Origin of the sequence: Kribbella sp. NPDC051770 (assembly GCF_040681455.1) — a bacterium.
Taxonomy (GTDB): domain Bacteria; phylum Actinomycetota; class Actinomycetes; order Propionibacteriales; family Kribbellaceae; genus Kribbella.
The window spans coordinates 66,602-78,456 of record NZ_JBFAYT010000003.1 but is presented as its reverse complement, the minus strand read 5'-3'; the positions used below and the strand labels follow the sequence as shown (position 1 = coordinate 78,456).

The window sequence follows — 11,855 nt, the reverse complement described above, 5'->3', positions numbered from 1 at the left end:
CCGGAGGCCTCGGCGTCGCACACCGTGGCCCGCCGCATCTCCGGTACGCCGCCCCTTGTGCGGAAGAGGATCCGATGACCGAGTTGCTCGACGCGGACGCCCGCGAGCAGATCCGCAACGACACCGGCACCACGCTCTTCGTGGAAGCCGGTGCCGGCTCCGGCAAGACCCACGCCCTGGTCGAACGCGTGATCACCCTGGTCCTGCGCGACGGCGTACCGCTGCGCACGATCGCCGCCGTCACCTTCACCGAGAAGGCCGGCGCCGAGCTGCGCGACCGCCTCCGCGTCGAGTTCGAGAAGGCCCGCAAGACCGCGGACCGGGAGCGTGCCGACGAGGCCCTCGACGACCTCGACTCCGCCTCGATCGGCACCCTGCACTCCTTCGCCCAGCAGATCCTGCTCGCCCACCCGATCGAGGCCGGCCTCCCACCCCTGATCGAGGTTCTTGACGAGGTCGGCTCCTCGGTCGCCTTCGAAGAACGCTGGTCCGAGCTCCAGCAGCAACTCCTCGACGACGACACCATCGCCGAACCGTTGCTGCTGGCCATGGCCGTCGGTGTGGAGCTCAAACACCTCCGCTCCCTGGCCCGCCTGTTCGGCAACGACTGGGACCTGATCACCGACCGAGTCCTCGTCGACCCACCTGAGCTCGTCGCCATGCCCGACCTCACCGGCCTGATCGCCGCCGCAGCCAAGATCGGCTCCGCCGCAGTCGACTGCCGCTCCAACGACGACCGCCTCCTCCCCAAACTCCACCGCGTCCGAGACCTGGGCCTCATGCTCGCCGCCGCCACCGACGCCGAAACCCAACTCGCCGTCCTCCAGGCCCTCCGCACCCTGAAGATCGGCAAAACCGGCCGCAAAGAAAACTGGCCCGACATCACCCACCTCCGCTCCGACTGCACCGAGGTCGTGGACGTCGCCGGCTCCCTCGTCGAGCTCCTCCTAGACTCTTGCCTAAGGCACCTTTCCCATTGGATCGCCGAACGAGTCCTCGAGTCCGCCGAACACCGCCGAGCCGAAGGCCGCCTCGAATTCCACGACCTCCTCGTCCTCGCCCGCAACCTCCTCCGCCAAAACCCCGCGGTCCGCTCCACCCTCCAGTCCCGCTACCACCGCCTCCTGCTGGACGAGTTCCAAGACACCGACCCCATCCAAATAGAACTGGCAGTCCGCATAGCCGCCGGCGCCGCAGCCACCCCCGAAAACTGGCAAGACGTAGAAATCCCCGAAGGCTCCCTCTTCGTAGTAGGCGACCCCAAACAATCCATCTACCGCTTCCGCCGAGCCAACATCGCCACCTACCTCACCGCCCAGTCCCTCCTGGGCGAAACAGTCACGCTCACCACCAACTTCCGCACCCTCCCCCCGATCCTCACCTGGATCAACACCGTCTTCACCACCCTCATCACCCCCGCCCCCGAAGCCCAACCCACCTACCACCCCCTAACCCCCCACCGCCCCAACCCACCCGCACTCCCGCCCGCCCCCACCTCCCCGACCCCCGCCATCTCCCCGGACGCCACACCCCCGCACCCCGCCACATCTCCGGACATCGCCACACCCCCGCACCCCGCCACACCCCCGGGCGCCGCCACATCCCCGGGCCCCGCCACATCCCCGGATGCCGCCACATCCCTGCACCCCGCCACATCCCCGGGCCCCGCCACTTCCCCGGATAGCGCCATGTCCCCGGCCGCCCCAACGTCCCCGCCAAACCACCCCATCCAACCTCCTCCCGCCTTTCCACCGGCCGCCGCGACCTCAACCCCCGGAGACCTCACCGGCCGCATCCCCACCACCCCAGCCACCGGTGAAGCGATCGCCCCGCCCCCGAGCGAGAGCAGCCCACCTCCGGCCGACCACCAACCCACCACCCCACCCTCATCTCGCCTTCCCTCGGCCGCCGCGACCTCAGCCCCCGCAGACCTCACCGGCCGCATCCCCACCACCTCAACCACGAGTGACCCGATCACCGCGCCCCCGAGCGACACCATCCCGACCGTTCCAGAGCGCCCCACCACCCCAGCCACCGGCGACCAGCTCTCCCTCTTCCCCGACACCGAAGATGAAGCACCAGAAGAAGACGACCACCCCCTCGCCACTGTCACCCACATCCGCCGCCACCTCACAGTCGTCCCCCCACCCGACGACAAAACCCCCTTCACCGCCGCCACTGCCATCCCCGGCTGGACCCCCAACGACAACCCACGCCCCGACAACCCACCAGCCGCCTCCCTCGGCGGCCCTCCAGTAACAATCCTCGGCGCCATCCCTCACGACGATCTCCCCCGCGCCCAAGCCTCGACCCTCCGAGAACGCGAGGCCGCCGACGTAGCCCAGGTCATCACCCAAGCCCTGCAAGAGAACTGGACCGTCCACGACGAGAAGACGAAAACCTGGCGCGCAGCAACAGCAGCCGACATCGCCATCCTCCTCCCCGCCCGTACCTCCCTCCCCTTCCTCGAAGACGCCCTGGACAAAGCCGACATCCCCTACCGAGCCGAAGCCAGCTCCCTCGTCTACCAAACCGCCGAGATCCGCGACCTCTTCGCCTGCGCCCGCACCCTCGGCGACCCCAGCGACCAGCTGTCCCTGGTGACCACCCTCCGCTCTCCCCTCTTCGCCTGCGGAGACGACGACCTCTTCACCTGGAAACACAACGGCGGCACCTTCACCCTCACGGCCAAGACCCCGGACAACCTCCTCACCCATCCAGTAGCCGAAGCCATGGACTGGCTCCGCAAGACCTACTACGCCTCCCGCTGGCTCACTCCCAGCGAGGTCCTCGCCAAGATCGTCGCCGACCGCCGAATCCTCGAGGTCGCCGCAACCGGCCCACGAGCCCGCGACACCTGGCGCCGCATCCGCTTCGTCGTAGACCAAGCCCGCGCCTGGTCCGAGGTCCAGCACGGCGGCCTCCGCGCCTACCTGGCCTGGGCCGCCCACCAAGGCGAAGAAACCTCTCGCGTAGCCGAAGCCGTCCTCCCCGAAACCGACGCCGACGCGGTCCGCGTGATGACCATCCACGCCGCGAAAGGGCTCGAGTTCCCCATCGTCATCCTCAGCGGCATGACCGCCTCCCCCAACCGCCAACGAGGCGTCCAGGTCCTCTGGCCGCAACAGGGCGGCTACGCGGTGAAACTCAAGTCCTCAGTCCAAACCGAAGACTTCGACCTGGTCCAACCGGTCGACGAGCAAATGGACGACTACGAACGCCGCCGCCTCCTCTACGTAGCCGCAACCCGAGCCCGCGACCACCTCGTCGTCTCCCTCCACCGCTCCAACACCCGCCGCCACTCCAGCAACGCCGAACTCCTCACCTCAGCCAACGCCCTGGAGGTCCCCAACCTCCACCACCTCACCCTGTCCCCAGCCACCACCACTCCAGCAATCGCCCCCAACCCACCAGCCGAAACCCCAGCCGCAGCCCCAGCCGCAGGAGGAGCCGCAGCGTTCATCCCATCCGGAGCCGGAGCGTCCACCCCAGCCACAGCCGCAGCCGCAGCCGCCACCCCAACCGCGGCCGGAGCAGGCGCCGCCACCCCTACCCCCACCGCCGCTCCCGCCTCTGCCTCTGCCGCTGCCGCTGCCGCTGCCGCTGCCGCTGCCGCTGCCGCTGCCGACGGAGCCTCTCAGCCAACCTCCACCCTCTCGGCCTCCCCAACCATCTCCCCACCCCTCAACCGAGCCGAGTGGCAGTCCCGCATCACCGAATCCCGCGCCGCCAGCCGCCGCCGTTCCACCCAAAGCCCCTCCGGCCTGGAAGGCACCACCCCCGAAGTAGCCCTCCACCAAGCCGACCCCGGCACAGCAAAAGCAGCCCGCGACATAGACCTCCCACCCTGGTCCAAGGGCCGCTACGGCACAGCCATCGGCCGAGCCGTCCATGCCGTCCTCCAGGTCATCGACCTCAAGACCGCGGCCGGCCTCGAACCAACAGTCCACTCCCAATGCCTGGCCGAGGGCATCGTCGAGTACGCCGACGTCGTCCAAGCCCTGGTCCGCTCTGCCCTGGCCTCCGAGATCGTCCAACGAGCCGCCACCCGCGACCACTGGCGCGAGTCCTTCGTAGGCATCCCCCAACCAGACGGCACCATCCTCGAAGGCTTCATCGACCTCCTGTACCGCGAAGACGACGGCACCCTGATGATCGTCGACTACAAAACCGACGCCATCCCCGCCGCAGCCCTCGAAGCCCGCATCGCCCACTACACCCCGCAGCTCCAGGCCTACACCACCATGCTCCCCACCAAGGCGAAAGCAACCCTCCTCTTCCTCACCCCCACCAAGTCCCACGCCCACCACCTATAACCACTTGCCCGAAGCAAGAACCAGGACCGCGAGGTCCGCGCGACGGCCCCAACAACCAGTGAGCGTCCAGGTCGACGACGTCAAGCTCCCTGTGCCAGGCCGCGCCTCACGCGACCAGCCGGTCGTAGAACCCGATGCCCTCGCCCCTCGGCCCGCGCCTGCTCGGGATCCCCGTAATTCACTTGCCGACGACCACGCACAGCCCGACGATCAGTACATGACCACGACGAAAGCCCACCTGCTGCTGCCTCCCACCGATCGTTCGGTGGCGGCCAAGCAGCAGTTCGGCCGACCGTTGGGAGCGATCACCTCCCGCACGTGATCACCGCGCTCGTCGCGGGCCTGATCGCCGGCTACGGCATCGCCATCCCCGTAGGCGCCATCGGCACCTACCTCGTAGCCCTCACCGCCCGTACGACGCTCAAGGTCGGCGCCGCAGCCGCCCTCGGCGTAGCCACCGCCGACGGCCTCTACGCCCTCATCGCCACCATCGGCGGCTCAGCCATCGCCCCTGCCCTGGCTCCCATCACCACACCCCTCAAGTGGATCTCGGTAGCAGTCCTCCTGGCCCTAGCCGCCCGAGGCGCAACCACAGCCATCACCCACCACCGCCGAATCCACACCACCAAACCCATCCCACCCCCACCCACCCCAGTCAGCGCCTACTTCACCCTCCTAGGCATGACCCTCCTCAACCCCACCACAATCCTCTACTTCACAGCCCTCGTCCTAGGCGCCCAAGACTCCACAACCCCCACCCGCCCCCAACAAGCCATCTTCATCACCGCAGCCTTCATCGCCTCCACCACCTGGCAACTCCTCCTCTCGACCAGCGGCGCCCTCCTGGGCCGAATCCTCACGACCCCCAAAGCCCGCCTCGCGACAGCCCTGACCTCGAGCGCGGTGATCACCGCCCTGGCACTACGAATCCTCATCACCTGACGACGCAACTGACCGCGCGCGACTCGGCGAGCAAGCAGAGACGATCAACGTATCCGGAGCTCTCTGTGCCACACCGACCGACGATCACGTAAGCCTGAAGAACGCCCGCCCTCAGCCTTCGTTAACGCTGCTCGCCGCGCCACCACGAGTCGTCGATCTCGCAGTCATCCAACTTCGCCTGCTGCGTCCGAACATACTCAACAAACACCTCAGGAAGCCGGACCTGATGTTCGAGGAGGTAGTGACTGAGACCCTCCGGCCAGACATAAACGAAGTCGGTCAGCTCCACCGACCCGTTCCGCCGACCACAGACCCGACAGGTCGCCGGGCCCATGTAAGCCCGAGCGACCAGCCCATGACGCAGATAGACCGCCGTCATGTCGCGCTCGTCCTCATCCCAGGCCGGGTCGATGGACGAGCGAACGTCAGGCCACGAGCCGTTGCCGTCGTCCCAATAACCGATACGGACCAGCTTCATCAGCGACTCCTCGGATGGAAGAGAACCCAGAACCCATCTAGGTCAAACAGCGATCTTGGCAGGGAAGGAGAATTCAGTCCGGTGCCGTTCGCCGGTCGAACCATGGGCGGCCTTCGGCTTCCCACTCGGCCCGATACTCCTCAAATGTCGACGGTGGGGCAGTCCCCGGATTGTCATCGTTTCCGAACTCGAATCCGCACCTGCGACAGACTTCGTACGACGGACGTCCGAGGTAGTCCTGGTACGGAGGATGGATGATCAGCCCAGGAGGCGGCGGCCAGATCTCGTACGGCTTCACCCCCAGAACCTCGGTGAAACACACCGGACACTCGAACATCACAGCACCTGCTTCGTCAGGATTGTCACGACGCCGAACGATCCGTCCGTCGCCGTTTGACCAATAACCGATGCGGGCCAACTTCATCAGCGACTCCCTGGATGGACGAGAACCCAGTCTGGTCATCGGCGGTCCAACCAGAAGATTTGCGATCGCTCGGTTGAAGCCGCCCCAGACCCCTGGGTCGACCAGGCAGTTGCTCGCCTGCAGCGTCAATATGCTGGACCAACTTAAGGGCACCAACCTGGACGGAGCCGGAGCCCCGCTCAAGGAAGCGCCGGCGGACCTACGGAGCTGACACCCGCGCTGGGTGGAGCGGACGGAGTACTCGCTGGCGGGACGGACTGGACACTGTCTCCGCGCCGGCAACCGGCGCCGCCTCTACCTCAAGTCGGCGACCTGGGGGCTTATGTCCCGTCAGCGTCTTTCGCTGGTGACTGAGATCGCCACCAATCAACGTCTCTTTCGACGACCTCGAGTTCATCCATCCTCGCGAGCACGTAACTCACAAAAGCGTTCGGAAGGCGGACGTCGTGCTCGGTGACGTAGTGCTGCAGACCATCCGGCCAGTACCACTGACCATCCGTCAACTCCAGTGCGCCGTTCGGCTCTCCGCAGAAGCGGCAGGTGGAGACCCCACCGAATCCGCGGAAGACGACTCCGGTCGCCAAGTATTCTCCAACGGCTTCGCGCTCCTCGGCGTCCCAATCCGGGTCAACGAAGTCGTGAACGTCTGGCCAATCTTGGGCCATTGGACCCTGCCAGTAGCCGATGAGCCTCAGGGTTACTTTCTCGGCTCGAACCACAGCCAGGTCCCTCCGTCGTAGATGTCCAGAGTCTTGCCGCTGTTGGATGCACCGATCTCGGTAGTCGGCGCCAGCACGCGCACACCAAGTTCGTCGGCCAGGTCTTGGGCGAAGGACCCCGATGGACAGGCAGTCCAGCAGGACAGCAGCCGAATGTCCTGCCCGCCGTACACAGGTCTCACCTTTGCAGCGATCTCGCTCGCCGACTGACCAGCGATGTCATCAGGGGATCCGTGGCCAAGGATGTCGTAGAACCCTTCCTTCGGATTTCGATCAGAGTACTTGAGCATGTTCTTCATCGCGTGGTCCGCACCACCAAACGCTGCGCGGCCGGACATCGTCGGGAACCGTCCAGCCACCTTTCCACCTGGCAGGCGGCTCGCCAGCCCGGCGATCGCGAGTTCTCCTGCGAGATGAGAACAGTTGCCCTTGACGACACAGGCTTCTGCCGACAGGGCGCCTCCGGCCACGCCGGACACGACACCGGTTGCTGACGACACCTGCATCAAGATCGGGATCGCCGGCGCGCAAGGCCGGTAGATGGTGCAACCGACGGCGGCGGCGATGGTGCCGATGGAGATCCAGCCGGAGATGTTGGAGACGTCGGTGAGGGTGCCGTTGATGTCGTCGAGGCCGGTTAGGTCGGTGCGGGTCAGGGGGTTGTTGCCGGCGTAGGAGTACGGGTGGGAGGAGGCGCCTTGGTCTGGGGAGAGGAAGGTGCCGGTGGTGGGGTTGTACTCGCGTTGGCCGAGGAGGTAGTTGCCGGTGGGGAGTTGGAGGGCTCCGGTGAAGGCTGGGGAGGGAGCCGGTGGGGTGGGGACCGAGGGGTGGGTGGGTGTGAGAGGTCGTTTGGCGCCGAAGGGCTCGTACGGGTGGGGTTCGGTGGTGGTTGGGAGGACGGTGCCGGTGGGCGTGGTGGTGTGGGTGGTTGATCGGCCGGAGGTTGTGGTGGTGAGGAGGCCTCGGGCGTAGGTGTGGCGGGTGGTGGATTGGGCGGTGGTGGTGCTGAGGATCTGGGGTGAGAGAGGGTCCCAGAGGTAGCTCGTGGTCTTGCCTGCGGTGGACTGGGTGAGGCGGCGGCCGTCCGCGGTGTGGGTGTAGGTGGTTTTGGTGGTGGCGGTGGTTGAGGTGGCTGGTTTGCCGGAGGCGGTCCAGGTGTAGGTGGTGGTGCCGTCGGACGTGAGGTTGCCGTCGGGGTCGTAGGTGTTGAAGGTGGCGCGCGGCGGGTCGCGCGGGTAGGTGTTGGGGGCGATGATCGAGGCTTGGAGTTCGTTGCCGGCGCCGAAGAGGGACCACTTGGTGCTGGTGGGGCGTTCTTCCCAGGTGCGGTTGCCGGCGCCGTCGTAGGCGTAGCGGATGTAGTCCTTGGCGTCGTCGGTGCACTGGTCGACGTCGTAGCAGACGGCGGTCAGTTGGTTGAGGGGGTCGTAGGTGTAGGCGGATTTGCCTGCGACGGAGTCGTTGGTGAGAACGAGGTTGCCTGCGGGGTCGTACGACGACACGACCGTGCGGACGGGTTTGCCGGGCTGGGTGAGGCGGAGCTCGGTTTCGCGGCCGCGGAGGTCGTAGCTGCGGGTTTCGGTCAGGCCGGACGGGCGCCGGCTGGTGATCTTGCCGCGCGCTACGTCGTACGTGTAGGTGGCGGCGGGCTTGCCGTCGACTTTGGCGGAGGTGAGGCGGTTGACGGCGTCCCAGGTATAGCTCTCCGTGTGCCCGGCGGCGGTGCGGGCTGCGAGGTTGCCGGCAGAGTCCCATCTGTACGCGACTGTCGAGCCGGGTCGACTGGCGGAGGTCAGCTGGTCGAAGGCGTCGTAGGTGAAGCGGGTCGTGCCACCAGCGTCGGTCATCGTCGTACGGCGGCCCGCGGCGTCCCAGGTGAAGGTGTTCGACGGCGTCTTGTCCGAGTAGTCGACGCGGGTCATCGCGCCCCGGGCGTCGAGGGTGAAGGACGCCGACTTGCCGGACGGGAGCGTCGTACGGATGAGGCGGCCGGCTTTGTCGTGGGTGAAGCGCCAGGTGCGGCCACCGTACGTCGTTGCGGTGAGCCGCCCGGCGGCGTCGTACTCGGAGGTCTGGGCTCGGCCGCTCGCGTCGGTCCGTTTGGTCACGCGGCCCGAGGCGTCGAACTCAGCGGTCGCTTCTGGCAAGGATGGTGCGGTGACGCCGACCAGTTGGCCGGCGTCGTCGTACCGGTAGCGGGTCGTGCCACCGCGGGCGTCGGTCGAGGTGGAGAGTCGGCCACGGCTGTCGTAGTCCAGGCGGGAGCTCTGGCCCAACGGACCGTGCGACTCGAGGGGCTGGTCGTCGGCCGAGTACGTGAGCATGGTCGTCTGTTTGCGCGGGCCGGTGACCTTCACGATCCGGCCCCACCCGTCGACCTCGTACCTCGTGACGTTCCCGGCCGGATCGGTCACGGCCGTCAGATCACCGGAAGGCGAGTAGGCGAACCGAGTCGTTCGCCCGAGCACGTCGCGCGTCGACAGCGGCAGGCCGCGAGTGTCGTAGGTGACCGACGAGGTCTTGCCTGCGGAGGACGAAGCGACCAGGTTGCCACGGCTGTCGTAGCTGAAGGTCGACCGGCGCCCAAGTGGATCTGTCGTCGAGACCGGGTCGTTCGAGGCACCGTACGCGCGTCGAGTGGTGAAGCCGCCTGCGTCGGTCGAGCTGGTGACACGGCCCAACCTGTCGTACGTGTGCCGGGCGCCGTGACCCAGCGGGTCGAAGACACGGATCAGGTTGCCCATGGAGTCGTAGTGGAAGGTGACCTTGACGCCAGTGGGGTCGGTCTGGCGGACCAGCCAGTTCCGTTCGTACTCGTTGATCCAGCGACCGCCGGTCGGGTCGGTCATCGTGGACCTGCCACGGATCCCGCTGGTCTCCCAGGTCCACGAACTCTTGGCGCCCTTGCCATCGGTCTGGCTGACCACCCGGCCTTCGCCGTCGTACTCGGTCGTCACCGTCGGGCGGCTCGCGTCGCCAGGTTTCTCGGTGGTCAGCCGGCCATCGTCATACCCGTACTCCGTGCGCAAGCCACCCGGCGACGTGACGGCGGCGAGCTTGCCGTCGGCGTACTCGTACTGGACTCTGCGCGGCTCGGTCGAGGGCGCCGACAGCACCACCGCGGTGAGGAGACCGGTGTTGTCGTAGGTGTACTCGAGCGATCGCTGCCCGTTCGTGACCGTGTTGACGCGACCAGAGTCGTGGGTGATGGTCACGCCCTGACCGTTACGGTCCAGGATCGACAGCAGCTCGCCGGTCGACGAGAACCGCATCTGCTGCTGGTCGATGTCGGTCAGCAGGTAGTCGGTTCCCGAGCGCGTGAGCGTGAGGCGCGCGGCACCTGGCTCGATCACGAAGCCGGTGCCGCTCTGCGTGAAGGCGATCTCGCGGCCGTCCGAAGCCTGGTACGTCGCGGAGCGGGCGGCCAGGACGAGCTTGTCCGAGTACGACGTACGCCAGCCTGGGCCGAGCGGGCCGGTGGCCGGGTCGTTCGAGTTGTAGGTTCGGTCGACGCTCAGCGGGACGCCGAGACCGGTGACCGCGGCATCGGTCTCGACTGCTGTGAGGCCGCCAGTCAGGGAGTTCACCGGATCCGACTGCATCGCGAACGGACCGAAGAGGCCTCGCGCCTGCTTGTCGGGGAGGGCGAAGCCTGGGGCGCCGGCGTAGATGAACACCTCGCCGCTCGCCGCGGCCTTGCCGTTGGTGACGGACGCACCGAGCAGGCCGGGTGAGGACGGGACGTCGCAGTCGAGCGGGAGATCCACCGACCAGGTCAGCGACTGAGTCCGGGCAGGCTTCGGTCTCGGCTGGTTGGCGCAGGGCCAGGAACTGATCTCCCAGGTGCGGGCGTCCGTCTCCAGCATGGCGCAGATGCTCATCGACGCGGCGAACGTGCGGGCCGTGAACGTGAACGTCTGACCGGTCCCGGCGTGACCGAAACCGCCGTCGCTCGCGATCTGCGGGCCCTTGGTGAGCAACTCGCCGTCCGCGGTGACGCTCACGTCGACGTGGATGCAGAGGCCGTCCTCGCGCGGAGCGCCTGCAGCGGGCTGGGTGGTCCACGGGAGGACGAGCAGCAGCGCGAGGAGGAGACAGAGTGCGCGTTGGGCAGGCCGCATTTGCTCTCTCCGATCGCCGGGAATCTGGTCACAGAGAGTTTACGGGGATTGCTGGCGGTTACGGGGGTGGGAGATGCGGGCTGTGGACGGAGGTGGACGTCACCCTGTGGGCGGGGCGGGGGTGCTTTCCCCTACGATGCACCGCATCCGGATTTGATCGGATTCCCGGTCGGATCGCCCAATCCGGCTGGCGGGTTCGCCACCAAGAGTGTGAGGGTGTGGCTCATGAACATCGGTAGTCGGAAGATCGTCGTGGATGAGGCGATCGCGCAGTTGCGGATCTACTGTGAGTCCAACGGCGCGGTGCTGCGGTACTACGACGGGCTTCCGGGGCTGACCACGGTCGGTGGGTCGGAGCCGGACAAGGTGACGCTGGAGGATCTCGCGCGGACGATGGTGATCGGGTCGGACCTGCGCGCGCTGGACATCCCGTGGTTGCTGGAGGTGGACGCGGACAAGGAGTTCGCGGCGATTCCGGTGGACGCGAAGCTGGAGGACGCGGCGCCGGGGTCGGAGCTGTTCGACGCGGCGATCGCGCTGGACGAGAAGTTCTCGGGGCATCGCGGGTTCGGGCACGCGAAGAAGGCGAAGCTGCTGCACCTGAAGCGGCCTTATCTCTTCCCGGTCAGCGACAGCTTCATCCGGATGACGTACAGCGACGCTTCCGCGGGGGCGGAGTTCCTCGCGGCGGTACACCGGGATCTGGTGCACCCGGCGAACGTACGGGACTTCAAGGCGCTACAGGTGCGGTTGATCGCGGAGCCGGCCACTTCGGCGGCCAAGGTGTTGTCGGAGGCGCCGACGTTGCGGTTGCTGGACATCCTCGCGTCGCTGCTGGGTGAGGCGAAGTAGGCG

At 67.2% G+C, this 11,855-nt stretch carries 6 protein-coding genes; 3 read left to right on the top strand and 3 right to left on the bottom strand.

The annotated features are described in order from the left end of the window. Positions 1–74 precede the first annotated feature (74 nt). Complete coding sequence (locus AB0M01_RS11730; RefSeq protein WP_363668255.1) at positions 75–4,316, top strand: UvrD-helicase domain-containing protein; 4,242 nt, start codon at positions 75–77, stop codon at positions 4,314–4,316. 318 nt (positions 4,317–4,634) lie between these two features. Beyond that, positions 4,635–5,258, top strand: coding sequence for a LysE family transporter (locus AB0M01_RS11725; protein ID WP_363668253.1), 624 nt, complete (start codon positions 4,635–4,637; stop codon positions 5,256–5,258). Between the two features lie 121 nt (positions 5,259–5,379). Here the strand turns inward: AB0M01_RS11725 and AB0M01_RS11720 are convergent, their stop codons facing one another. The 3 genes from AB0M01_RS11720 to AB0M01_RS11710 form a co-directional block, all read right to left on the bottom strand. Continuing rightward, a complete protein-coding gene (locus tag AB0M01_RS11720) occupies positions 5,380–5,736 on the bottom strand; it encodes a hypothetical protein (RefSeq protein ID WP_363668251.1) in 357 nt (118 codons plus the stop codon). 744 nt (positions 5,737–6,480) lie between these two features. Next, entirely contained in the window at positions 6,481–6,879 is a 399-nt protein-coding gene (locus AB0M01_RS11715) for a hypothetical protein (RefSeq protein ID WP_363668250.1), read from the bottom strand. Then, a complete protein-coding gene (locus tag AB0M01_RS11710; protein WP_363668248.1) occupies positions 6,858–11,000 on the bottom strand; it encodes a DUF6531 domain-containing protein in 4,143 nt (1,380 codons plus the stop codon). The genes AB0M01_RS11715 and AB0M01_RS11710 overlap by 22 nt, the downstream gene beginning before the upstream one ends. 225 nt (positions 11,001–11,225) lie before the next feature. Between AB0M01_RS11710 and AB0M01_RS11705 the strand changes: the two genes are divergently transcribed. Continuing rightward, positions 11,226–11,852, top strand: a complete 627-nt coding sequence (locus AB0M01_RS11705) for a DUF6308 family protein (protein WP_363668246.1) — start codon at positions 11,226–11,228, stop codon at positions 11,850–11,852. Positions 11,853–11,855: the final 3 nt, after the last annotated feature.

Coding starts and splice junctions, on each gene's coding strand:
- AB0M01_RS11730 (WP_363668255.1), top strand. CDS start 75: ATGACCGAGTTGCTCGACGCGGACGCCCGCGAGCAGATCCGCAACGAC.
- AB0M01_RS11720 (WP_363668251.1), bottom strand. CDS start 5,736: ATGAAGCTGGTCCGTATCGGTTATTGGGACGACGGCAACGGCTCGTGG.
- AB0M01_RS11710 (WP_363668248.1), bottom strand. CDS start 11,000: ATGCGGCCTGCCCAACGCGCACTCTGTCTCCTCCTCGCGCTGCTGCTC.
- AB0M01_RS11705 (WP_363668246.1), top strand. CDS start 11,226: ATGAACATCGGTAGTCGGAAGATCGTCGTGGATGAGGCGATCGCGCAG.